The following is a 23,817-nucleotide window of genomic DNA, read 5'->3' as shown; positions in this document are numbered from 1 at the left end:
TTACGGATTGGCGATAACGGATGGTCCGGCTTTGGGTTGCAGCATCCGGCGAATGTAAGTGAGGCTTGCCTTTTGTGTCGGGGTTAAGTGACCTTTCTGGCTGATTTCTAATTCGAGGAAGTCATCGAGAAAGGCCTGCCTGAATTGAATGTTGGAATTGCGGTATCGATACGATGTATAGAGCTTGTCTTTGTAATCCTGATAGATGGTTTTTGCTTCTGAAACCTGACCGTCCATCAGCAGAGCCAACGCTAAATTACTCTTTATCCAGTCGGTAGGCGTCGTTCGGTCAACTGGCGTCAACGCTAAGCCTCTCTGAGCGGCCTCAATCGCGAGTTTGTAATTACCCTCCATTGCTCGGTAAAAAGACAGTGAGCCATAAATGAGAATTCGATAATCATTATCCTTTTGGTTGCGACGCTCGTATTCCTGCGCCAGAATGCTCCACCAGTGTCCGCTCTGATCTTTCGTAGCTAACAGATAATCCAGCCCTTTTATCCGATCAAAAGCCGCATCGGGTAGTAACGATAGGCGTTCGGCCAGACAGTTCGTCGCGCTGATGTATGGTTTTTGGGCTCCGGTTTTCTGGTCGAGCTGATAAATCAACTCGTGTAGCTGGTAAAATTGTCGGGGTTCGGTCGAGGGTTTTAGTTGCCGACACGTAATATTGATAATGGCTTGCACATTCGTTACGTCTTCTGGCTTCATTGTATCCAGATCTTTTTCTACCATCTGGCTGGCCATTAAAAGGAGTGTATCCGAGATAATACGTGGGTAGTTTTTGGCCCAGGCGGCAAATAAACTTACGATACCACTAGCCTGTTGCTGATACCGGTTCTGTTCGGTAAAGCCAATAATTTTCCTGGCTGTGCCATACGGCAGGTCTTGAAGGTACGTTTTTAAGTTCGTTGAAAGCGTGTCATACCTGGCTGCTACGTCTGTATTTACCTCATCTTCCAGATTGGGCAGTAGCCGCAACCAGAATCGGTAGACATTTGCTGGCTTCTGTTGACGTAATAACGACGAATCACCGATCTGGTGAAGCATGGCAGAAAAATCATCAGTCAGTCCTTTGTCACGGTGGTAATGCTCTTCGGCCTTAAACAGGTTCTGGGTTAACCGATTCCAGTCGGATGCTTTGAAGAGGGCATCCACCAATTCTGACCTCGTGAGCGGCATCCCCAGATTTGCTTTTTCAATCGCTAGTAGATTCGCTACGGGCAGATTGTCCCGGTATTTATTTGTTGAATAAACCCGCAGGATTCCTGACGTATCGGTCGTTAATAAACAATGCTGGTCTGGCGAGAAATCCGTTCCGCTGACGGGATAATTATGGCCCAGCAGACTCGTGGTAGTAGAACTGGCTTGGATGTAGTTAACAACAGCCCGGCTCTGTGCCGGTGAATGGCCGAGTAAAAATTCTGGATTAGTCTCCGCAGCCGATGCACTGATTCCATGTAAGGAAAGGTTAGGCAGTTCGCGGATATTTGTTAACTCACCTTTACCCTGATCGTATTGATTAATATCTAATCGCTCGATCAGATACGTTGAGGCTAGTTGATCGGCCTGGCTAGTTTGACCCTGCGAATCCGTGTTTTTCTTAATTCGCATTACGGTATGACTACCGTGGGGAAAGAGAATTTTTTCTACGGGTACAGCTGGCAGCCCCAGCGAGTCCAGTACTTTTTTTCCGGGTACCTGACGGTAAACCTGCCCGTTTGAAAAACCCAATAATGCCTGTTTTGATTGTCCATTAATCGATAAAGCGATTAAGGCTATGGATTGATTCGGAAGCGTAGTGCCGGTGAGTTGGTATAGGTGCAGTCCCTGTTTTCGGGAAGCCGATTTTTCACTGGCAAACTGCTGGAGTACGTCTAGCTGATCTTTCGTCAGCACCTTCACCAGCGGTTTTCCAGACCCATGTTTAATGCTAACCAGCGTATAAGCCGAAGCGTCAGCCGAATCGGCCGCCCATTTTCGCCCGCTTGAATCAATCGTCCAGACGCTGAATACCTTTTGGGAGATGGGTGTAGAATCAGTCAGGTATTTATCCGGATTCGCTACGGCAAATAGTTTACCGTCTTCGGTGAAGCCTGTAATGGGAGAAGCTAAGTGGGTGTCGAGGGAAAGCTGATAAAAAAAATTGTCATTCTTTGATTTCTTGAGTCGCAGTATCCACTCTTTAGCCCGTTCGTTCGTGTCACCTTCAACCAGGCCAGCCGCTTCAGCAGCGATCTGCCGGATTAAGGTCGGATTGTCGTACAACTTACCCACTTCGTAAGTCGAATCGCCAAAGGCTTTTTCCGTTTCGTAATCATCCAGTTGCTGAACCAAACGGCTGCTCTCATCTTTCAACAACGATTTCTTTGTGTTTTGTAGCGATACGTATAAATAAATGACGATCAGTAGGGCGACTCCGGCAAGACCGGCTACCCGATAACTACGTAGTTTCCGGTTTTTTTCTTTTTCAAGTTTTTCCTTTAAGTCTCGCTGTAATTCGTCTTCATGGGCATGTTTGCTTTGGTCGACGTAAGACCAGACTTCGGGCTCCAGTTCGTCCTTCAGGCGTATACGGTGTGTATGGGCAGATGCCAGCTCATCTTCATTCAGAAATCGTTTCGTTTTAACGCCTTGTCGGTTGGTCAGTTGGTAAGCCCGCTCGATGTAGTCTTTGATCTGAACGTAGCCAAGTTCAGTGTCTGTCCGGTGAGCATGGATGTGATGGGCTAAGGCGTCATGAGCCAGTTCATATACATCGTTATCGGAATCGCCCCCTCGGTCCTGTTCCTGACGTATTATGCGTGCATCGACGAGTTCCAGAATTGCTGACTGAACAAGCATTGGCGGTATACCAGCAATGCGTAATTTCTGGCCCTGACGTTGCAATTTTGTTCCTTCGGGTGTGACAAATTCATCAACAACTCTTCTGGGTAAATCGTCGGGTATATCCAGATCAGGGTGCTTTCTCCGCAATTCCTTCAATACTGCTTTTTGCTGGGTGTCCAGAAACGAGCCTAATACATGGCCTACATCGCCTGTCTGCTCAACCAGTTGTTCAGAAAAGATAATGGGAGCTTCATCATCATTCGAATTTATTTCGGTGGCATTATGCCACAATCGATCCAGATAAAGTTGCAGATACGGTAAATTAACGGCTGTGTCATGCCCTTTTACCTGATGAACGATGGCTTCGGCGACCTGGTGAGGACTGGGGTCTAAGTCAATACTAAATTGTTTGCAGGTTTTCGGAATAACTACATTCGTCAGCGTATCGTCGGACATAGCTTCAATGCGCATTCGCATTTGTTTCAGCACGGGGAGTTCCATTTCCAGCTTACTCAGCCGGGCAATGAACTCTTCCCGCATGACCAGGATGACTTTACATTTTATGGACGTATTGGTAACTATCTTTTTCAGCGTTGCCGTAAACAAGGCGCGTTCTTCTGAATTGCCAATAATATAAAGTTCTTCCAGCTGATCGAAAATAAGATAGATTGGTTTAAAGTAATCCAGATACAGATGCTGTAATAACCCGAATGTATCCACGGAATCAATATCATCCACTTCATTGATCAACTGATCGCTGATGGCCTTGCGCAACGACTCATTAATGTTGTGATAGCGTCGGATATGTAAGTCCTGCCAACTGGATTGCTGAAAGCGGTTAGCCAGTCCGCATTGTATAATGCTTGTTTTTCCCACGCCAGAAGGGCCGTAGACGAGCATGCAGTTCGTACCACACACGAACTGGTATAAGCGATTTACTTCCGTCTCTCTCCCGAAAAATTTATGTTTATCGTCTTTATCGTAGGGATCAAGAAATTGAAAAGGACTATGCTGTATCTTAACCATTGCCATTGCTGCTGAATGCGTGGATAAATTCATCAAATACAGATACAATCGGAGTTACCCGTCTTTTTCGAAGATCGGGGTTATCCTGGTCAGGAATAGGAATTTCATTGGCGAGATTTTCTATCTGTTTGTACAGATAAACTTTGCGATCTTTATCGTAACATTCAAAGAACAGCATGTCGATATCCTGCTCTTCCTTAAGTGAATTGTTGTCGATAACGAACGGAGATAAATTGAGGTAGTCGAGCGTTAGTTTTTTTAGCGTATTATACGGTTTTTTTATCTCTAAGGTTGATGGTATAACTTCAACAACTTCGTTTTTTATCAATAAGATGGAATGGTCATCATAACAGTCTTCAGATGTCACTACGTCGTCAACAAATTCCTCCTCTACGTTGTGATCAAGAGCAATTTGAATATGATTATAGCCAAAGTGAAGTGGCCGACGTTTTACAACAAAAATTTCACGGATGTTTAGTAATTTGTATCGTGTAATAAAACCTAATCGACGAAGTATATTTAAGAATTGATTTTCTGCTTCTTTATAATAATCTGCTTTTAATTTTTGGTCAAATCTAGCCTGTTTCATTAACTGCATGAATCCGTAGGCTTCTCTGAATTCAAGGTCTTCATTGACCAGACTTTTTAAGTAGTCGATTTCATTAATAAAAAGAGGTACTTTATTGTATTCCAGGACTTCTCTAATTGCTTTAATGGTGGGAAGTATGTCTGTTTTATGGAATGATTTTGTCGAGCGATTGAAATAGTCATGTAAAATTTGCTTGCACGTTTCGGAAACAACAAATTCGTTTTCTTTTTCCTGTTCGTACATGCCTTTCCATAATTGAGCCATCAATACGTACAGTAATAATTCAGTTATTACATCGAACGCGTTAATCAGTTTAATCAGACGAGTTTTGCCAATGAAACTGTACCCTTCATTTCCAACTTTGCGATCTGTAGCGAGCAATTCCCGAATCTGTACACCAATCGGATAGGGAAGTGCCTCATACAGAACTTTCTGTATCGAACGATTTCCATATACACCCTCCAGTTTTTCAGGTTGATACGTTTTTACAATGTCGAGGAGTGTTTTGACCAGCGATTCGTTGACTTCATCCTTCAGCCGGAGTTTATCTTCTTTTTCTTCCAACTGAACTTGATTGTCACCCTGCGGTAAGATCCAGGTGGCTACTTTATCCTGATTTTCTGGTAAATAGCTCAGCTTCCATTCCAGTTCATCATCATTCTCTCTATTGGTAACCAGCTTTATACCCCGCTCAGTCCTGTTGCTTTCCAGATTCGGTTCGGTCAGTAATCGCTGGGTAAGTCCGAACTCGAAAGCTTTCAGAAGGGGATCGCCATTCGCGAGTGAGGTATAGAATCGTGAGGCAAATTCCTGCGCCCGACGGTCATTTACAGGCCGTTTGGTACTGATGACTGCCGGAATACCAATGTCGAGCAGCCGTTTTACCTGAGGGTCAGTCGAGCAGCCGTTAAGTACCACCAGAAATAACTCCTTCTGAAACTTCAGCATCGGCACAACTCCCTTTATTTCGGCGAGTTGGTCTTCAAACAGCAACTGGCGGCTATTGGCATGGCCGGCGAAGTGAAAAACACAAACTCGCTGGTTTTTCATCAGCGCATCAGCCAAGGCGTCGGTAGTGTTTATATTATCTTCATAAATCAATTTATTCTCTCTCTTCAGCGGGGTAAGCTGTAGATCAATTGCCTTTTTTTCATCCTCCAATCCGGAAAGATAATCCTCCTTGTCGTTGGCATAAGCAAACAGTAAAACAGGTACCATAGGAGTAGCAGTAAATTATTGTAAAACTTCAGTTGACTGTTGGGTTCAGAAATGAAGCCCGTCTTCTGTAACAGTCCAGCTGTAACCAGAATAACTATAAAAGTTATGTTTGTAAGGCACTTGCTTATTTCTGGTACGCCCAATGTAACATATTTAGCTTCTGACCGTCAGGTATTTAGAGAAAGCGTACGTTGTTTTTATTAAGAGGTAGCAAAAGGTTGCATCCATAAACTTTTTTATCTATTTCAGAAAAAATGAACCTGTATTGATCTGTAAATACTATTTTGGTGTTTACTCTTGTCGAAAGAATGAACATTCTTTCGATACACCCGAAATAAAACCATTGCCTTTGACAGGTTGGCAACAAGTGGAATAGCTTCTTTTTTGGCGTTTTTTTGCCTTATGATCCATAAAGAAAGTATGGCTGCTGCCAGATTAATAGGTGGCTGCGCGAAATTAGCAGTGCTGACTTTAATCAATAAGCAGAAAACAGCGCTCTGTGAAAGAGGCTCAGTTAAAAGAGATGTCTTTACTGAAGGGTATTTTGCCGGAAGCAATTCATAGATTCAAATGAACCGGGCCTCCCGGAAAGAAGTCTGCCGGAAAAGGATGGCCTTACCAATGAGTGTGAACTTATACGGAAAGGGTTTCGGGTGAGGGGGTAAGTAAGGGCATACTAACCAGAAATTTACTGTCGTCGTAAAAAATCACCACCGACGGATGGTCAAGCAGCTTATATTTCATCATAATGTTCTGCAAGCCAATGTGATTCGATTGGACAGCGACCTTCTTTTTTTGCAGATTATTCTCTACGCACAAATTGCCATCCTGTGTGTATAGTTTGATTATCAGTGGGCGGCTGGCTAGTATGATATTGTGCTTGATAGCATTCTCAAATAAAATCTGAAGCGTCAATGGAGGAATCATATAGTTCAGGTAGTGATTCTCTACGCTGTTTTCCATAAAGATTCCATCGCCATAACGAGTTTTGAGCAAGTGAAAATAGGCATTGATAAAATGCATCTCTTCGGCAAGCGGGCAAAGATCGCGGGTGTTTTGTCGAAGCAGGTAGCGATATACAGACGATAGTTCATCCAAAAAACGTTCGGCCTGTTCGGCATCGCTGGTAATGAGGGAGGAGAGCGAATTCAGATTGTTGAACAAAAAATGTGGGTTGATCTGGGTTTTCAATGAATCAAGCTGACTTTGCAGATTCACTTTTTTAAGTTCTTCCGTTTCTATGTACGATATTTTCCATTGTTGATATAGATAAACGCCTTCATAATAGGCCGCTATCTGAACTGTACCCACAACGGAAACGAGGGTATTGAAAAAATAGGGCTTAAATTGAAAAACGTCTTCATTGTGCCAAAGACCAATGAACTGGTAAAAAAACGTTTGTGATATTCGGATGATACTGGCGAAAACAATAAACCATATTAATTGGTAAAAAACCCGTGGAAGTGTTTGAACCAACTCGGGATAGCGCCGTCGGGAAAAGATGATGCCCCGCCGGTTAACTTCCCATACCAGCACACTGCCCAAAATATAGAAAAATGGAATTCGCCAATCATCCGGGTAAGGAATATTTGTATAGCCATACATCATCCATTGCCCTGTTAAAGCTATAAGGGGAACCCCAATGATGCGCATCCATTTGTCATTCAACCTCTGCATCTGGTCTGGATTGAGTTTCCTGTTAAACGGGGATAAATGGCCTGTTTATAGGTGAATACGGCATAGCTTAGTTGGCATATTCAACAATAAAAAGGACAATTGCCGTATAAATTACCTTATAACTGCAAGATAACCAACCGGGATACGAATCAGGGAAATCGGGCTCCGCACTTTACGAGGATACCAGAAATCTTTTTGGCCTAAACCGATGAATGAGCGACTGTACAGGCTGGTATGCCAGCACGGCAAGCAGTAGACGGCTGGGCGGACTCTTTTGGTGTGCTTATTTGTGGAGAATCGGTAACAAACTCAAGTGGCGGTTTGTTACTACAGGAGAAAGCAGGTAACTGCTTTTATTAACTAATATAAACCTGGTCTATATTAGTTAAAATGGTGTGGATAGAATCGGAAAGCCTGGTTGTCATACAGCCCGGCTTTCTTGTTTACTATTGACAGAGCTATAGACTCTGCTAAATAAAAAAGGACACTATTTTATTTATTTATTAACTAAACGGTAGGGTTTGGCTACCGAACGGGCGAGCAATTAGCCTATGTATGATCGATAGTTACCTACTCAGAAAATATTTTACTCTTGTGTGGGCTAGCGGGTCATTTCTTATTTGCCATGTACTACAGTTGCTTCTAACGTACTATCCGTCCGGAGTCGGGCAACACGAATACCTGACATATTTTTATGCCACTGAACATAGTCACTAAGCGGCTCCGACGTAATGACCACCGCTCCCTGGTCAGATGAAGCATGCATCAGGTGAATCCGGCCATCAGGATGGCGAACGGCCAGACCAACGTGCTTCATGTCCAGACCAGGGCGGGCGGCCATCAGCATAATGATGTCGCCTTCGTGGAGCTGGGCTTCGGATTGGGCAATGTTTTTCTTTGGAATGAATGAAAAGGATAGCTGGCTCAGTGAAGCTTCGGTCTGAGCTATTTGCCTGAACACCGTTGAATCGCTCAAACGAGGGTATTTATACGTTGTAGTGGTCATATACGAAACAGGCTTGGCAACGGATATATTGCCGGAAAGCTCGTGTGTGATGTCGGTAAGCAGACCTTTGCGTTCGTTGTCGCGGAGCCAGTCTGAAAAGTAATGTAAACGGCTGGCATAGCCGTCGATCCGGCCGTTTCGATACCGAAGCTTAGTTAAATACTTTCGGAATGTATCCTCAAAAAGAAGGCCGTTCTGCTTATCCAGTACGTCGTGCCGGGCTAATGAAAGGGCTAACACCGTTTCAACGTAGGTCGTACAGTCAAATTCATGGGTATTGACAACCAGTTGCTCTGACGGATTCGTATCGAGCGTATGAGGAACGTATGGCAATCCTAAAAACTGACGACCAATATTGACAGCTGTTTCAGCGGATGTTTTACCGTCTACAATTGTTAACGAACGAAGATCAGCCGTAACAGCCTGCGACTGTCCGATAAAGGGCACAAGTAAAAGCAGCAAAAATCCGGTAAATAGTTTTATCATAGACAAACAGGCGCTTTTGAGCATAGTCTATAGACGAGCGATAACTCAAAAAGTACCGTAAATCTACGGCTTAATTTCCAGCACTCTTACGCTTCTTGGGGGTAATACCAACGGGACGCCCACCAAGCCAATTGCCTCAATCGCTTCGTTGGTTAAGAAAATGTCGGTAAAGTGGTACGTACGTGTCGCGTCTAATCCCATAGCGTTAAATGCATTTTCGGGAATACGGACACTCGTATCATAGGTATACTGGTTCGAAAAATTGCAGACGATGAGTAATCGTTGCCGGTCCGTGTAGCGCAGATAACTATACATCTGATGGGCATCGTAACCGGGGCTTTGTCCGTTATCATTAACGTATTGAAGATCGTAGAAATAGCCGTTCTGGATAGCATCGGACCCCCTGACAAGGTGATTCAACTGCTGGTAGAACGATCGTAGGTTTCGCTGATCGTCGGATAATTTTCCGCCGTCATAATTTCCGCCATTGAGCCAGCCCTGCCAGCGCGGTAAACCCCAGTAATCGAAAATGGTCGTACGGCCGTCGTCGCCACTGAATCCTTCTGCACCTTCTGCCCGCACGCCTACTTCCTGCCCAAAATAGATCAGAAGTGGACCCGTATGCATGGTGGCGGTGAGCGTCATACCGGGTACGGCGGCCCAGGGGTCGTTCGTGAAAAAGCGCGATGCGATACGTTGTTCATCATGCGTTTCCAGAAACCGGAGCATGTGCTGCGAGAAGTCGCCGGATTCCTGCTGCCATACACGGGTGAGCTCGTAACAGGAACCGTGGCCTTCCATCAGCCGACGAACCGAATCGTACAGGCCAACTTTATCGTATAGGTAATCAAAACCGCCTTCAAAAATAAACGACCGGTAAAGGCCCGGCTCGTAAATTTCGGCAATAAAAATCAGGCTTGGATACCGTTGTTTAACTCGGCGAATGGCCCAATGCCAGAATTCGACCGGTACGTAATGCGCCATGTCGCACCGGAAGCCGTCAACGCCTTTGCCCGCCCAGAACAGCAGAATATCCAGCATCTGATGCCAGGTGGCCGGAATTGGGTTGACATGGCGACTTCCATCGAAAATATTTACGCCGTAATTAAGCTTTACGGTTTCGTACCAGTCGCTGATGTCGGGCGTTGCCGTAATGGAACCGCTGCCGGTAACTTTAGCCGGAATCTCCTGGTAAGTACGGCTGCCACTACCATGATCAGGTGATACAAACGGTTGCCCGGGTAAATAATAAAAGTTGTTGTTTGGCGAAAATTCCACCGTTACGTCGTCCTTCTGCCCCAGGTCAACCACACCCGAAGGTTTAGCGTCGGACTGGTATTGGCGGGCAACATGGTTCGGAACGAAATCAATAATAACACTTAATCCATGAGCATGGGTCCGCTGTAGCAAGGCTTCGAACTCACCCATTCGGTTCGGTACGTTTACTGCCAGATCCGGATCGACGTCGTAATAATCTTTAACGGCATAGGGCGAACCGGCTTTTCCTTTTACTACCGACGGGTCGTCGGGGCGGATTCCATTGGCAGAGTAGTCGGTCTGCGTGGCGTGTTCAACGATACCCGTAAACCAGATATGGGTCGCGCCAAACTGCCGGATCGACTGTAAGGCTGCATCATTGATGTCATTGAATTTGCCGACACCATTTTCATCACGGCTTCCATGGGGCTTGTTCGTGATGTTCTGATTCCCAAATAGCCGGGTGAAAATCTGATAGATGATCAGTTTGTCCATCACCGGAACAGTAGATGCCGTGTACATATGTTCAGCCAAATTCTGATTGTAAGAAGCAGCAGGTTGCTTACCGCAAAACTATGGCCTTTTTTTGCCAAAATCTTGGGTTATTTTCGCGTTCTTGTTGCATTATTTTTAGTTTGCACGCCAATTTTCCTTATTTATTGTCAACCTATACATGAAAAAAAATACGTTTAGCATCCTGATGGCCGTGCTTATGGCCTGGCGGTTCGCGCTTGCGCAGCCGGCGCAGATTCAACGGGTCAATCCCACGAACTGGTGGGTGGGCATGAAAAATCCAAATCTGCAATTGCTTGTGTATGGGCCTAATGCCGGAACACTGGCTTATACCGTAAACTATCCGGGGGTGAAGCTGGTAAAGACCCATACAGTTGAAAATCCGAATTATGCGTTTCTGGATCTGCTCATTTCGGCCACAGCAAAACCCGGCACCGTCAGAATCACTGGAAAGCGGGGTAGCCAGACGCTCACGCAGCCGTTCGATCTGAAAGCCCGTGACGGTTTGCCAAAAGGGCAGGGGGTTACGTCGGCTGATTTTATTTATCTGGCTATGCCCGACCGTTTTGCGAATGGCGACACAGGCAACGATAAGTTTGCCGATATGGCTGACCCCAATGCCGACCGGGCTAACCCATTTTACCGGCACGGGGGCGATTTGGTCGGCGCGGCTCAGCGGATCAATTACCTTAAAGACCTGGGCGTTACGGCCATCTGGTTTACGCCCGTTCTTGAAAACAACCAGCCGCTTACCAACGAAGGAGGAGTTATGCGCTCAGCCTATCATGGGTACGGATTCACCGATCACTACGCTGTCGATCGCCGACTGGGCGGCAACGAGGCTTATAAAGCCTTTGTTAAGCAGGCACATGCCTCGGGCCTGAAGGTGGTGCAGGATGCGGTTTATAATCACGTTGGCGTCAATCACTGGTTTCTGAAAGATATGCCGGCTAAAGACTGGCTGCACCAATGGCCAACCTATACGAATACGTCGTATAAATACCAACCGATTACCGATCCTCATGGAGCCGAAAGTGATCGCCGGGTTACGCTCGATGGCTGGTTTGTGCCTTTTCTGCCCGATCTGAACCAAAGCAATCCATACGTAGCTAATTTCCTGATTCAGCATGCGCTCTGGACCGTCGAGAATTTTGGTGTCGACGCCTGGCGTATTGATACGTATATGTATAATGACCAGCCGTTTATGAACCGCTGCAATCAGGCGCTGATGGACCAGTACCCGAAGATTCACATTTTTGGCGAATCGTGGGTGAACAATGTAGTCGATCAGGCGTATTACACGCGGAATAAAATCGATTTTCCGTTCAAGTCGAACCAGCCCGGTGGCCTGGATTTCGTTATCTATTCCTCCATCAACGACGCGCTGAAGCAGAAATTTAGCTGGGACGACGGTGTCAATCGCTTTTATCAGGCACTGGCGCAGGATGCCGTGTATGTCGACCCGAACAAATTAGTTACGTTTCTCGATAACCACGATACCGATCGTTTCCTGTCGGTCATTGGCGAAGATTATGAGAAGTACAAAATCGGGCTTACCTGGCTTCTGACGACAAGAGGTATTCCATCGATGTATTATGGAACGGAGATTCTGATGAAGAATTTTAAAGATCCATCGGATGCTGAAGTACGTCGGGATTTTCCGGGCGGCTTTCCGGGCGACAAAGAAAATAAATTCGAAGCTGCGGGACGTAACGACCGGGAAAACAACGCCTTTCAGTTTGTGCGAAAACTGGCATCCTATCGACGCGATAACCCTGTAATGCATACCGGGAAACTGATGCAATTTCTGCCGCAGGAAGGCACATACGTTTATTTTCGATACAATGGGACTAAAACCGTGATGATCGCTACAAATACCAACGAAAAAGAAATTTCGCTGGATACAGCCCGGTTTGCGGAGCGTATGCAAGGGTTCACATCGGCTAAGAACGTACTGACGGATGAAGCACTGACGGATCTGAAATTAATCAAATTACCGGCTAAAGCAGCATTGGTACTGGAATTGACGAAGTAAGTTCGTGTTACTGCTCTAACTTTTTCTGAAACGATAAGTTGTTTGCCATAAACAGCTATTTTCGTTTCACATTGGATCATAAGTAGATTCTTTCTTGTGTGAATAGGTACATGAGTAAGTAAAAAGCTTTTTTTACATGAATCAAACGAATTCCTCCAGCTCCGATATAGCCCACCGTCTCGAATCGCCGGAAGCTGTTCGGTTAGCCTTAGCGGCTTATGATGCCTCTTTGAACAGCATTATTTCGATGGGTGTCATTCGCGATGGCACCGGTCGGATTGTTGATTTTCTGATGGAAACAGCCAACCGGGCTGTAGAACGTAGTTTGTTTATGTCGCCTGATCAAATCATTGGCACCCGGCTGCTGGAAACGTTTCCGGGAAATGTTGAATCGGGTTTGTTCGCGCTTTATGCCCGCGTGGCTGATACAGGGGAGGCCGAACAGTCAATTCAGCATTATACGGATGTGTATGGGCTGGAAGGGTGGTTTGAGGTGTCGGCTGTTCGGCCAGAGCCAGAACGTATTGTTATTACGTTTATGAACGTAACGACCAGCAAGCGAGCTGAGCTGGAAGTAAAACGGCAGGCCGACTTACTGCAAACCGTACTCGATCATACACAGACCGCCATTTCACTGCACGAGGCCATTCGGGATCAGGACGGAACCATTGTCGATTTTCGGACCATTCTGGCGAATCGTCAGGCGCATCGCTTATGGGGCGATCTGGCTGAGCCCATTCTTACAAAAACTTTTTTCCAGGTAAGCACGCCTGAACAGCAGATCAACGACTTCCCTAAATACGTACGGGTTGTTGAAACAGGCGAACCCGATTTGACAGAATTTAACATTGGTGACAGCTGGTGGCTGCGCTTGACGGCTAAATCAGGAAACGGGGTAGTAATCTCCAATGTTGATATTTCCGAAAATCGCCGGTATCGCCAGCAGATCGAAATGGCTAATGCTGAACTGAAACGGTCGAATGAAAACCTCCAGTCGTTTGCTTACATCGCCAGCCACGATTTGCAGGAGCCGCTCCGTAAAATTCAGTCGTTCGGCGATATTTTGAAGGACTATTACGCTGAAATAATAGATGAGGAAGGTAACGAAATAATCAATCGGATGCAGATTGCTGCTGAGCGTATGTCGTTGCTCATCAGGGATATACTGGATTATTCCCAAATCTCTTCTCAGCGAGAAACCTTTCACCCATTTTCGTTGACGAAACTCATCGACGACATTATTGAGGATTTATGGCACCCCATCCAGCACACAAACGCTCAAATAGATATTGGTTGTGGGCAGCCATTGCCTGACCTGACTGGCGACCGGCTTCAGTTGCGACAACTCTTCCAGAATTTGCTGTCAAACGCATTGAAATTTCATAAAATCGATTCGATGGGCAGGCCAATTCCGCCCATCGTGCGGATTTCAGCCGAAAAAGTTGCCGGCTCTGATTTACCCGACGGTGTCAAATCTGATTTATTCATAAAGCCGGAATATTGGGCCATCTGTATTGCCGACAATGGCATTGGCTTTGAGCAAAAATATACCGACCGAATTTTTCAGGTGTTCCAGCGCCTGCACGGGAAGCAGCAGTTTACCGGAACAGGCATTGGATTGGCAGTTGTTAAAAAGGTGATTGAACAGCACGACGGGGCTATATGGGTAGAAAGCGAAGTGGGTAAAGGCGCTACGTTTACGGTATATCTGCCGGTTTAATCCTGGCTATTACCTGGCAGACGAATTCATTGGCGTCTACCAGGCCAATTTTCGCCGAAACCTTGCTGCAATCGACTACTTTTGCGGTTCGACAACCCGAATGTAGTATGTTAACCAAAGCCTTTCTGTTCGACCTCGATGGCGTAATTGTAGACACCGCCATTTATCACTATCAAGCCTGGAAACGATTAGCCAATGAACTCGGCTTCGACATCTCTGAAGCGTTCAATGAACGGCTTAAGGGCGTTAGCCGTATGGAATCGCTGGATCTCATTTTGGCCGAAGGTGGCCTGACATTGCCCGATGAGAAAAAAGCCGAACTGGCTGCTCAGAAAAATCAGTGGTATCTTGAACTGGTTAGCCGTATGACTTCCGACGATATTCTGCCGGGCGTGGCTAGCTTCTTTGCTCAGGTACGTAAAGCGGGCTTACAAACCGCCCTTGGCTCCGTGAGTAAGAATGCACCATTGATCCTGGAACGTATCGGAATGTCCGACGCGTTCGATGCAGTGATTGACGGCACCAAGATTAGTAAAGGCAAACCCGACCCCGAAGTGTTCGCCAAAGGGGCCGCCGAGCTGTATGTTCAGCCCGGAGAATGTGTCGTGTTTGAAGATGCGGTTGCTGGCGTTGAAGCGGGAAAGCGGGCAGGGATGTTTGTCGTAGGGCTTGGTTCGCCGGACATTCTCACCCAGGCCGATATGATTGCTCCTTCGTTACAATCCCTGACTGTGGAAGGAATTCTGGCCCAAAGTCAGGTATAAAAAGGGGCTGCTCTTTGTACCGGACTAGTAATTTTCGGTATAGAGCAGCCCTGTTTTTATCCAACAAGAATTTCGCATTGATAACCAAATGATAGCAGTAATTCAATGATCTTGTTTGGTGAAATAAATTTTCCTTCAACACGTAATACTTTATCACAATCCTCAAGGTCAAAGCTTACTTTATCAATCTGAAAGTGTTCTAGAATTTTTCGAATTAGTCGCTTTGATTCACCAGTATCCTGAACATTGGTTTTGAAAACTTCCACCATTGCTGTAGTAAATTGCATTGAATGATTTCTTCGGGTCAAAAACAGCATAATCAAGCCTTATTTAGCGTAATGGTCAGTTTTGATTTTTGTCGTAATTCAAAAGCCAGTTAATACCGAATTTATCAACCAGACTTCCATAAATAGCTCCCCAGAACGTATCGGCCAGAGGGTCCTTTATTTGCCCGTCTTCGGAAAGTTTGCCGAAAAACGTTTTGATTTCGTCCTCGGTGCTGCACATAAGCGCCAGCGTAACAGAGTTGCCTGCCACTAAACTCGTGCCTGGCATATCAGATCCCATAAGCAACAAAGGCCCTTTTTGTAAGTAAGCGTGCAGGATTTGCTGATGTACTTCCTTAGGAGCCTGCTCACCCATTGGCGACTCTCCAATTGTTTGAAGCGTAAGCGCTCCACCCAGGCATTCCTTATAGAATGTCATGGCTTCGCAGCAGTTTCCATTGAAGCCCAGATAGGCATTAATTTGTGTCATAATATTTGTTCAGATTAGTAAGTGTAGTTAATTTATTCTGTGTTTACTGTTTACTGAATTTACTTCGTAAAAAAGAGAATTTTACTGATAAAAAATAATCAAAAATTAACCTGATTTTTTAGAGAAGAAACTTGAAAAATAATTATACAAATATAATTTTATTAGTTAGCGAAAAAAGGGTAAAATACGTCAATATAGGGGGTTGATTACGACATTAATTTTCGATACATTTACCCTATGAAACACGTATCGATTCTTGTCCCACGAGGGCATACAAGTCTAACAAATATCGAGGGAACGTATCAGATTCTTTCCGAAGTGAATAGCTTCCGGTCGGCCATGGGAAGATCACATTTATTCACCGTTCAGCTCGTGGGTCTTCCCGATGAATCGAGCCAGAAGAGTGGCTTGTTTACGGTCAATCCAGACCTGCAGGTTCAGGATGTTGAAAAGACAGATTTGATTATTATTCCGGCTCTATTCGGGAATCAGAGAGAGGTCATGACCCTCAATGAGAAATTTATTCCCTGGATCATCAAGCAGTATGAATCCGGTGCCGAAGTAGCCAGTTTCTGCATAGGCGCTTTTTTTCTGGCCTCTACCGGCTTATTGAAAGGGAAAAAGTGTGCTACGCACTGGCGTTTTGCCAATGAATTCAGAGCCATGTTTCCGGATGTAGACCTGGTCGATGATAAAATTATGACGGAAGATGATGGGCTTTATACCAGCGGTGGCGCTTATTCATATTTGAACCTGCTTTTATACCTGGTTGAAAAATATGCAGGCCGGGATATTGCCATTTTAATTGCCAAGGCTTTTATGATCGATATTGACCGGAATAGCCAGTCGCCCTTCATAATTTTTGAGGGACAGAAAACGCATAACGATGAATTAATTAAAAAAGCACAGGAGTTTATTGAAGCAAATTTCCAGGAAAAAATTACGGTAGATCAACTGGCAGATAAGCTGGCTTTAGGCCGAAGGAATCTCGAACGCCGGTTTAAGCAAGCTACAAGCAATACTGTCATGGAATACGCCCAGCGTGTGAAAATAGAAGCCGCAAAAAAAAGCTTCGAAACGAACCGAAAAACTATAAATGAAGTGATGTATGATGTTGGGTATTCCGACGTAAAAGCCTTCAGAAATACGTTCAAAAAAATTACGGGACTTTCGCCGATTGATTACAGAAACAAATACACCAAAACTACCTCGTTGGTAGAAAATTGATTACGTATCGTTCTATATCTTGGAGAGCGCTGAATTTTCGGGCGATCATTGATGACCGACTACGACAAAGCCAGATCTCAAACAAGATCTGGCTTTGTCGTAGTCAAGCTATTTTTAGGCTAATTATTCTGCCTTAATTGATTAAGCAACATTTTATTAAACATCTGCTCGGTCTTGTATAACTCAGCCAATTGGGCTGGGCTGATTACTTTCAGAAAGCGATTCAAGTACTCATCATCCAGATCGGCCAGTTTCTGTTTGGTCGCGTTCACTTCCCGTAAGCCATCCAGTAATTGATTGTTATTCAAATTGCTACGTGACGGCTCATTGTTGAGCTGCCGAATGCGCCTGTTCAATTCCTGCTTCTTCGCGTTGTATTCATTATAAACAGCCCAAAACTGGGGAGCCTGCTCAGGGGTCAGATTGAGTCGATTTGTAATCAAACCAATCTTAGCCGATTCAATTTTCTGGCGTCCGTTGAGTTCATTCTGAGCGTAGGCGGCTTGTGTCATCAATAACAGACTCATTAGCCAACCAATCCATACGTGTCTCATTTTGGTAAAGTTAACCATTGTAAAATCAGGAGTCGAGAGTTAGGCTTCCAACAGCGTTTTCTTCGTCAATATGCCGCTGAATATCAACAGGTTGCACATTGAGGTACTGAATCGCTGTCGTATCGTTGCCCAGTGAGGAATGAATTTGCTGACTGTCGGCCAGGTCGTCAGGATTAATTCCCTGATCATCGAGGTATGCCGTAATAACGTCACTACTCACTCCAGCCAAGGCTTCGCTACCCAATGACTCCTGACGTTGGGGGAGCGTTTGCCATACCAAAACAGCTATCAGGCTGGCCCCCGCAAGTGAAGCGGCTGTGCGCTGCCAGGACCAACTAATACTGAACGCTGATTTTGGCCTGCGAACAACGCGAGTCTGTACGCGCGAGGGTAATGCATCGAAATAACCATCTGGAACCGTAAACGGGAGTTGCCGCATTGGGTGCTCAGGTGGCAATTCGTCAAGCCGAAATTCATTCTTATCATTCATGATCCTTGGTGTGTATTCACTACACAATTTTCTGTCTGTGTGCTCTTTACGAGTTTGACAGCTTCCACCGTTTCAGGTTTAATCCGTTGTATCGGTATTTGTTAGATAATCCTCAATTTTCTTGACTGCCAGATGATAAGAAGCCTTCAGCGCTCCGACTGACGTACCGGTAACCTCTGAAATATCTTCGTACTTCATATCATCGAAGTATTTCATATTGAAGACCAGCCGCTGTTTGTCAGGAAGTTTGAGCAACGCTTTTTGCAGCTTTAGCTGAATGTCTTCTCCACTCGGATCGTTGCCGGTCGTCCTATACTCGGCGCTGCTTTCCAGCTTCTCCATCAACTCTCCTTCGACATCACCAATCGGCAGAAAAAACCGTCGGCGTTTCTTATTCAGAAAGTTAAGGCATTCGTTGGTAGCAATGCGGTAAATCCATGTATATAACTGACTGTCACCCCGAAACTGTTCCAGGCTATTCCATACTTTTATAAATGTTTCCTGCACCAAATCGTCGGCATCGTCGTGGTCAATGACCATCTTGCGGATATGCCAATAAATTTTCTGCTGATACTTCCGTACCAACAGGTTAAAGGCATAATTCCGGCTCGACGGATCTCGGTATTTGGCAAGGAGTTCTTCGTCAGTCATTGGTTGATGTTCGTGAAGCGTTTTCAGCCTCACTTCAGCATATACCGATTAAAAAAATGGTTAGGATCTCCTATATACTGTTTTGAAAAATCATAATACGCATTTGGTTTAAATCGGTAATGCATAAACTTATTCAGATCATTAATCGTATAGCCCACTGTCTTACTCATCCTCGGCGCTATTTCAGCATATCGACGGGTTTCGGGCGGGTCGATGAACAAATATACGTGCATATATAAGGGTAAACAGGAAACGATAATAAGTGATATAGAAATAAACCTAATAACACGGGTAGCCGATGATAGTTCGCTTGCCTGCTGTAGAGAGATGCCCATCAGGATAAAGAACAGGACAGACATGGTAATTGACGCACTCATCAACAGATCGTTGTGATACCCAACGTAATAAAATACCAGGATAAATTTCATCAACGAAGCGATTGCCATAAAAGCCATTTGTTGGGTCGTCAGGCTTTTGTAATGACGGTGAACGTACCAAACGATCAAAAATGGAAGTAGTATGTCGGTACATACGGTATTCATCAGAAAACCCATTTCCGTGTTCGTACGCGGTATATTCCAGCCATTTGCCTTAAGTGGATAATGCGCCGAATAGTAACCTCCAAGAAAGAACAGGAGGATTGGAACACCGATAAAGTTCGGAATGGAAATGAACTGACGCCAGCTAGAGGGGAAAGCCGCTATTACAAGTGGAGCTAAGCCAATAATCGCAAACGGTGAATAGAAAAGGCCCAGACTACAAATAAATAATACAGAATTATATCGTTTGCGCTGAAACAGATCTACATACACCCATCCCATAACCAGCCACGCACCCATAGCCTGTTGTGGAATATAGAGCCACTGCTTGATCGTATACGGATAATAGACTAAGGGCGGCAGGGATTTATACAGTGAAACCGGAGTGAGGGCGAATAATTTATTGACTGCTAACCTGATAACATGAAAACCGCTCAGAAATCCAAATCCCACTAAAGCACCCAAGCGATAAGAACCACCAATGGCTAATATCCAGTTGAAAATTATAAACAAACCGCCTAAACTCCACAAAAAAGAGACTATCGGTACGTAATCCAGCCCAGTCAGCTTACCGGCCAAAGCGATAGGCAGGTAAAAGGCCAGATAATAGCATAGAAACGGCTCTCCGGGCTGTTTATACCGAACGGGCCAGTCGAAGCGTATCAGATCGGCGAGGATCAGGTTATGTTTATAGAAGTCTGTTGTTTGGGGCATCCATTCGCCCAGGCCCGCTGTAAGGCACCAGTAAGTTGCCAATAGTAAAACGCCAATCTGATAACTGATCGGAACGGGTTTTACTACGTCAGAGCGGGTTTGTTTTAAGGTATAATAAGCTGAAATTAACAGGAAAAAGCAGGCTGGAATGGCATATAATAGCCGTATCCAGCCTGCCAGAAACAACAGGAAGGGAAAAAGCAGGTAAAATAAAGTACTCGCTGTTAACCATCGAGCATACCTATTTCCCGTCTGTAGGTAATTCATGCATATGAGCTGATTCGCTCTATTTTCTAGCTATTGCTTTCTTCACCTGCTCAATAATCTTATCAGCAGTGAGACCGTATTTTTGCATCAATTGATCGGGGGTGCCGCTTTCGCCGAACGTATCATGTACACCTACGTATTCGAGCGGAGCCGGGTAGTTGCGAGCCAGTACGTTCGCTACGCTGTCGCCCAGACCACCGTTAATCATATGCTCTTCGGCCGATACAGCACAGCCGGTTTTCTTAACCGACGCCAGAATAGCCTCTTCGTCTAACGGTTTAATAGTGTGAATGTTGATAATGTCGGCTTCGATACCCTCTTCTGCCAGAATTTCACCTGCTTTGATGGCCTCCCAAACGAGATGGCCGGTGCAGAAAATTGATACGTCTTTTCCTTCATTCACGGTCCAGGCTTTCCCAATCTCAAATTTCTGATCGGCTGGTGTAAAGACGGGAATCACTGGCCGACCAAAGCGCAGATAAACCGGCCCTTCGTGATCGGCAATAGCGATGGTGGCGGCTTTTGTCTGGTTGTAATCGCAGGGATTGATAACGGTCATGTTGGGCAGCATTTTCATCATGCCCAAATCCTCCAGAATCTGGTGAGTAGCACCATCTTCGCCTAGGGTCACACCCGCGTGTGAGGCACAAATTTTTACGTTCTTATTCGAGTACGCGACCGACTGCCGAATCTGGTCATACACGCGCCCGGTTGCGAAGTTGGCAAACGTAGTAGCGAATGGAATTTTACCGCCAATGGTCAGCCCGGCCGATACGCCGATCATATTTGCTTCGGCAATACCACATTGGATAAAGCGGTCTGGATTATCTTTAATGAACGCTTCCAGTTTTAATGACCCAGCTAAGTCGGCGGTCAGAGCCACTACGTTCGGGTGCGTTTTACCTAACTCAGCGATGCCGGCACCGAAGCCCGAGCGGGTGTCTTTCTTGTCAGTGTATTCGTATTTCTTCATTGTTTATAAAGACGTATTCCGTTACGTCTGTTAATTCGCGCTAGCGAGGGTTCGCAATTTCGTTAAAAAATAATGAGCACTTGAGCAATTCGGATGCTGAGCAGCATTTTCAACGGAAAAGCCATATTTGAGCATCCGACTTACTAGAATGCCTTTACTACCAACACCTCGATTTGTTTTTGATACAAGCAATTGCTGAAGGGTTAAGAATGGATTGATTTCTTGCTCTGGATGTTCGAATATGAAAGACGAATCATTAAACAGACTTTGTAAGGTTGGTGTATCACTTAGAAACCATGCTTCAATCTGTTTTACAGCGACAATGATAATTTGGTTATCGCGTTCTGTAATACGTTGACGTGTTAATGAGATACAACTGTCAATATCCAAGTCAGTCAAAATAATTATTTTCTGAACATTTCGATCAAGTAACTCCCGTCGCAACGCTTCAATTTTGTGAGGAAGCAAGTTTCCATTGCCTTTTGCGTCAATAACGGGCAATGAGCACTCAAAACCATTTATCTTGAGCCAGTCCTGAAATTTATCTGATTCAATTACATTTTTCTCAGTTTTACCCTCGCAAATGAAGCCAATCTTTACCACGGAAGCCCACCTCCAAGAGCATTCATCAACCAGGCTTCATCCATTCGTAAGCCATGAAAATCACGACCTTTAAATTGTTTAGTTTGTGTAGCACCCTTTATTTTATCGACGACAACAATCTCGTCGGCAGTCAGTTGGGAGGCTAGAGTTTGGGAGTGTGTATTTAGCCAAATATAATGGTTAGATTTCTCGCAAGCATACCGGCAAAGGTTAACAAATTCCTTAATTACGTCAGGATGAAGGCCATTTTCAGGTTCTTCGATGCAAAGAAATTGTGGTTCTTTACTTTGATAAACAGCTGTTAAAAGAGCCAGAATATTATACGTACCGTCGGAGATTAGGTCTTTAGTGAAATACTCTGACGTTGATTCTTCAAACCAGTGAAGTTCATCGCGGTCGTCAACTTCAACAGCTTTAAATTCAGGTACGAATAGCTCAAGCCATTCAAAAATTTCCTCCCTCAAAGTATTAACAGATAGAACACGCTTTAACACTTTCTCGAGATTACTTCCATCAAAGGCTAGGCGTTGGTCATCGTTGAAGGATAATTTTCGGAGTTTTTCTTTACCTACAAATAAACGTATGAAATTATCTTCAAATTGATTATTAGGTTGATTGTTTTCTGGGTCATACCGATTTGCTACACCCCGTAAGATTAATGTTGTTCCTTGCGAAGTTCGTGTGTAAGTGTCTTTTTCGTGAATTTTGTAGTTACCAAAATCACACTCGAAAAAGAATGTCTTGGAATTACTTTGCCTTCTTAAAAGACTTGCCATTCCGCCAAATAAACGGAACGCATCACTAATCTTATGCTTTAAATTCACAAACTCCAGAGCTTCGAAAATATTTGATTTGCCTGACCCATTGGGGCCGACAAAAACCGTGAACGGATTCGGCTCAATAAGCTCGATCCGCTCAATGGATTTGAAATTTTCGATAACCAGGCGTTTGATTTTCATAGAAGCCATTGGTCAATGGTCAATAGCCATTGGAGGATTACTAATGACCAATGACTATTGACTAATTCTTAATAATCCGCATAACCGACAGTTAACGGCAGTTGATTCAAGGCTTGTGTGAGCTGTTCGGCGTTTGGGGCTATACCATGCCACTTATGGCTACCCATCATGTAATCGACGCCAAAACCCATTTCAGTACGCATCAGAATCAGCGTCGGTACATCGGGGTTCTCCTGCGACTTACGTAACGTTTTCACTACGTCCGCCATATTGTTTCCCTGCATCTCGTCCACGTGCCAGCCAAACGCCCGGTATTTAGCACCAAGGTCGCGGTTGTCATTGACGTTATCGGTTGTCCCGTCAATCTGGGCATGGTTGAAATCAATCACGGCAGTCAGGTTGCCGAGTTTTTTGTTGGGAGCAAACTGAGCGGCTTCCCAAACTTGTCCCTCCTGCTGCTCACCATCGCCCATCAATACGTATACATGCCTGTCGTCGCCATTGAGTTTTTTGGCGTAAGCAGCCCCCGCTGCTACAGACAAACCCTGCCCAAGCGAGCCAGAAGCAATCCGAATACCCGGCAGATGTTCGGCCGTGGTAGGGTGACCCTGTAGGCGGCTATCCAGTTTGCGGAACGTAGCTAATTCTTCAATCGGAAAATAGCCCGCCCGTGCGAGTACCGAATAGAATACGGGCGAAATGTGACCATTCGAGAGGAAGAAAAGGTCTTCGTCGCGGCCGTCCATATCAAAAATAGGCTTGCCGTCGGCGTCCTGTTTCCGGCGCATGATCTCAAAATAAAGGGCAACCATAAAGTCGGTGCAGCCGAGCGAACCGCCGGGGTGGCCAGAATTAACAGCCGCGACCATGCGGACAATATCGCGCCGTACGGCGGTAGCGATGTGTTCGAGTTGTTCGATTTCCATAGTAAACAGTAATGAGTAATGAATGATGCAGAATGGATAAT

At 45.1% G+C, this 23,817-nt stretch carries 19 protein-coding genes; 4 read left to right on the top strand and 15 right to left on the bottom strand.

Going from position 1 to position 23,817, the window contains the following annotated elements:
- From LN737_RS29500 to LN737_RS29480, 5 genes are all read right to left on the bottom strand, one after another.
- Complete coding sequence (locus LN737_RS29500; RefSeq protein ID WP_405514635.1) at positions 1 to 3,852, bottom strand: ATP-binding protein; 3,852 nt, start codon at positions 3,850 to 3,852, stop codon at positions 1 to 3.
- Positions 3,845 to 5,659, bottom strand: coding sequence for a CHAT domain-containing protein (locus LN737_RS29495; RefSeq protein ID WP_405514633.1), 1,815 nt, complete (start codon positions 5,657 to 5,659; stop codon positions 3,845 to 3,847). The genes LN737_RS29500 and LN737_RS29495 overlap by 8 nt, the downstream gene beginning before the upstream one ends.
- A 633-nt stretch (positions 5,660 to 6,292) precedes the next feature.
- Positions 6,293 to 7,336, bottom strand: coding sequence for a sensor histidine kinase (locus LN737_RS29490; RefSeq protein WP_405514631.1), 1,044 nt, complete (start codon positions 7,334 to 7,336; stop codon positions 6,293 to 6,295).
- A gap of 616 nt (positions 7,337 to 7,952) precedes the next feature.
- On the bottom strand, positions 7,953 to 8,828 hold the full coding sequence (locus LN737_RS29485) for an N-acetylmuramoyl-L-alanine amidase-like domain-containing protein (RefSeq protein ID WP_405514629.1): 876 nt from the start codon (positions 8,826 to 8,828) through the stop codon (positions 7,953 to 7,955).
- Positions 8,829 to 8,891: 63 nt separating this feature from the next.
- Complete coding sequence (locus LN737_RS29480) at positions 8,892 to 10,607, bottom strand: alpha-amylase family glycosyl hydrolase (protein ID WP_405514627.1); 1,716 nt, start codon at positions 10,605 to 10,607, stop codon at positions 8,892 to 8,894.
- A 151-nt stretch (positions 10,608 to 10,758) separates the two neighbouring features.
- On the opposite strand from LN737_RS29480, the gene LN737_RS29475 reads away from it, so the two are divergent.
- From LN737_RS29475 to pgmB, 3 genes are all read left to right on the top strand, one after another.
- Positions 10,759 to 12,633, top strand: a complete 1,875-nt coding sequence (locus LN737_RS29475; RefSeq protein ID WP_405514625.1) for a glycoside hydrolase family 13 protein — start codon at positions 10,759 to 10,761, stop codon at positions 12,631 to 12,633.
- A 136-nt stretch (positions 12,634 to 12,769) separates the two neighbouring features.
- Positions 12,770 to 14,353, top strand: coding sequence for an ATP-binding protein (locus LN737_RS29470; protein ID WP_405514623.1), 1,584 nt, complete (start codon positions 12,770 to 12,772; stop codon positions 14,351 to 14,353).
- A gap of 107 nt (positions 14,354 to 14,460) precedes the next feature.
- The gene (pgmB, locus tag LN737_RS29465; protein ID WP_405514621.1) at positions 14,461 to 15,117 is read left to right on the top strand and encodes a beta-phosphoglucomutase; all 657 of its coding nucleotides are present in this window, start codon (positions 14,461 to 14,463) and stop codon (positions 15,115 to 15,117) included.
- A 56-nt stretch (positions 15,118 to 15,173) separates the two neighbouring features.
- On the opposite strand, the gene LN737_RS29460 is transcribed toward pgmB, so the two are convergent.
- Together LN737_RS29460 and LN737_RS29455 are read right to left on the bottom strand one after the other, a co-directional pair.
- The gene (locus LN737_RS29460) at positions 15,174 to 15,404 is read right to left on the bottom strand and encodes a hypothetical protein (protein ID WP_405514619.1); all 231 of its coding nucleotides are present in this window, start codon (positions 15,402 to 15,404) and stop codon (positions 15,174 to 15,176) included.
- Positions 15,405 to 15,459: 55 nt separating this feature from the next.
- On the bottom strand, positions 15,460 to 15,873 hold the full coding sequence (locus tag LN737_RS29455; protein ID WP_405514617.1) for a VOC family protein: 414 nt from the start codon (positions 15,871 to 15,873) through the stop codon (positions 15,460 to 15,462).
- A 237-nt stretch (positions 15,874 to 16,110) separates the two neighbouring features.
- Between LN737_RS29455 and LN737_RS29450 the strand changes: the two genes are divergently transcribed.
- On the top strand, positions 16,111 to 17,100 hold the full coding sequence (locus LN737_RS29450; RefSeq protein WP_405514615.1) for a GlxA family transcriptional regulator: 990 nt from the start codon (positions 16,111 to 16,113) through the stop codon (positions 17,098 to 17,100).
- Positions 17,101 to 17,219: 119 nt separating this feature from the next.
- Here the strand turns inward: LN737_RS29450 and LN737_RS29445 are convergent, their stop codons facing one another.
- The 8 genes from LN737_RS29445 to LN737_RS29410 all read right to left on the bottom strand — a co-directional run bounded on the left by LN737_RS29445 (position 17,220) and on the right by LN737_RS29410 (position 23,776).
- The gene (locus LN737_RS29445; RefSeq protein ID WP_405514613.1) at positions 17,220 to 17,672 is read right to left on the bottom strand and encodes a hypothetical protein; all 453 of its coding nucleotides are present in this window, start codon (positions 17,670 to 17,672) and stop codon (positions 17,220 to 17,222) included.
- A gap of 7 nt (positions 17,673 to 17,679) precedes the next feature.
- A complete protein-coding gene (locus LN737_RS29440; protein WP_405514611.1) occupies positions 17,680 to 18,144 on the bottom strand; it encodes a hypothetical protein in 465 nt (154 codons plus the stop codon).
- 78 nt (positions 18,145 to 18,222) lie between these two features.
- The gene (locus tag LN737_RS29435; protein ID WP_405514610.1) at positions 18,223 to 18,795 is read right to left on the bottom strand and encodes an RNA polymerase sigma factor; all 573 of its coding nucleotides are present in this window, start codon (positions 18,793 to 18,795) and stop codon (positions 18,223 to 18,225) included.
- A gap of 29 nt (positions 18,796 to 18,824) precedes the next feature.
- Positions 18,825 to 20,315 (bottom strand): hypothetical protein, encoded by a 1,491-nt coding sequence (locus tag LN737_RS29430; RefSeq protein ID WP_405514608.1) that lies wholly within the window; start codon positions 20,313 to 20,315, stop codon positions 18,825 to 18,827.
- 19 nt (positions 20,316 to 20,334) lie between these two features.
- Positions 20,335 to 21,288, bottom strand: coding sequence for a transketolase family protein (locus LN737_RS29425; protein WP_405514606.1), 954 nt, complete (start codon positions 21,286 to 21,288; stop codon positions 20,335 to 20,337).
- A gap of 30 nt (positions 21,289 to 21,318) precedes the next feature.
- Positions 21,319 to 21,891 (bottom strand): hypothetical protein, encoded by a 573-nt coding sequence (locus tag LN737_RS29420; protein ID WP_405514604.1) that lies wholly within the window; start codon positions 21,889 to 21,891, stop codon positions 21,319 to 21,321.
- Positions 21,885 to 22,850, bottom strand: coding sequence for an AAA family ATPase (locus tag LN737_RS29415; RefSeq protein ID WP_405514602.1), 966 nt, complete (start codon positions 22,848 to 22,850; stop codon positions 21,885 to 21,887). Before LN737_RS29415 ends, LN737_RS29420 begins: the two co-directional genes overlap by 7 nt.
- Positions 22,851 to 22,918: 68 nt before the next feature.
- Complete coding sequence (locus LN737_RS29410) at positions 22,919 to 23,776, bottom strand: transketolase (RefSeq protein ID WP_405514600.1); 858 nt, start codon at positions 23,774 to 23,776, stop codon at positions 22,919 to 22,921.
- Positions 23,777 to 23,817: the final 41 nt, after the last annotated feature.

This window comes from Spirosoma sp. KNUC1025, assembly GCF_045160025.1.
Taxonomy (GTDB): domain Bacteria; phylum Bacteroidota; class Bacteroidia; order Cytophagales; family Spirosomataceae; genus Spirosoma.
The sequence above is the reverse complement of the archived record's forward strand: the minus strand, read 5'-3'. Positions and strand labels throughout refer to the sequence as shown.

What these genes read in the sequence shown, in the direction of transcription:
- LN737_RS29470 (WP_405514623.1), top strand. Translation starts at nt 12,770, where the DNA reads ATGAATCAAACGAATTCCTCCAGCTCCGATATAGCCCACCGTCTCGAA.
- LN737_RS29485 (WP_405514629.1), bottom strand. Translation starts at nt 8,828, where the DNA reads ATGATAAAACTATTTACCGGATTTTTGCTGCTTTTACTTGTGCCCTTT.
- LN737_RS29455 (WP_405514617.1), bottom strand. Translation starts at nt 15,873, where the DNA reads ATGACACAAATTAATGCCTATCTGGGCTTCAATGGAAACTGCTGCGAA.
- LN737_RS29475 (WP_405514625.1), top strand. Translation starts at nt 10,759, where the DNA reads ATGAAAAAAAATACGTTTAGCATCCTGATGGCCGTGCTTATGGCCTGG.
- LN737_RS29425 (WP_405514606.1), bottom strand. Translation starts at nt 21,288, where the DNA reads ATGAAGAAATACGAATACACTGACAAGAAAGACACCCGCTCGGGCTTC.
- LN737_RS29440 (WP_405514611.1), bottom strand. Translation starts at nt 18,144, where the DNA reads ATGAATGATAAGAATGAATTTCGGCTTGACGAATTGCCACCTGAGCAC.
- LN737_RS29435 (WP_405514610.1), bottom strand. Translation starts at nt 18,795, where the DNA reads ATGACTGACGAAGAACTCCTTGCCAAATACCGAGATCCGTCGAGCCGG.
- LN737_RS29415 (WP_405514602.1), bottom strand. Translation starts at nt 22,850, where the DNA reads ATGAAAATCAAACGCCTGGTTATCGAAAATTTCAAATCCATTGAGCGG.
- LN737_RS29430 (WP_405514608.1), bottom strand. Translation starts at nt 20,315, where the DNA reads ATGAATTACCTACAGACGGGAAATAGGTATGCTCGATGGTTAACAGCG.
- LN737_RS29445 (WP_405514613.1), bottom strand. Translation starts at nt 17,672, where the DNA reads ATGGTTAACTTTACCAAAATGAGACACGTATGGATTGGTTGGCTAATG.
- LN737_RS29450 (WP_405514615.1), top strand. Translation starts at nt 16,111, where the DNA reads ATGAAACACGTATCGATTCTTGTCCCACGAGGGCATACAAGTCTAACA.
- LN737_RS29495 (WP_405514633.1), bottom strand. Translation starts at nt 5,659, where the DNA reads ATGGTACCTGTTTTACTGTTTGCTTATGCCAACGACAAGGAGGATTAT.
- pgmB (WP_405514621.1), top strand. Translation starts at nt 14,461, where the DNA reads ATGTTAACCAAAGCCTTTCTGTTCGACCTCGATGGCGTAATTGTAGAC.
- LN737_RS29480 (WP_405514627.1), bottom strand. Translation starts at nt 10,607, where the DNA reads ATGTACACGGCATCTACTGTTCCGGTGATGGACAAACTGATCATCTAT.
- LN737_RS29500 (WP_405514635.1), bottom strand. Translation starts at nt 3,852, where the DNA reads ATGGTTAAGATACAGCATAGTCCTTTTCAATTTCTTGATCCCTACGAT.
- LN737_RS29460 (WP_405514619.1), bottom strand. Translation starts at nt 15,404, where the DNA reads ATGCAATTTACTACAGCAATGGTGGAAGTTTTCAAAACCAATGTTCAG.
- LN737_RS29490 (WP_405514631.1), bottom strand. Translation starts at nt 7,336, where the DNA reads ATGCAGAGGTTGAATGACAAATGGATGCGCATCATTGGGGTTCCCCTT.
- LN737_RS29410 (WP_405514600.1), bottom strand. Translation starts at nt 23,776, where the DNA reads ATGGAAATCGAACAACTCGAACACATCGCTACCGCCGTACGGCGCGAT.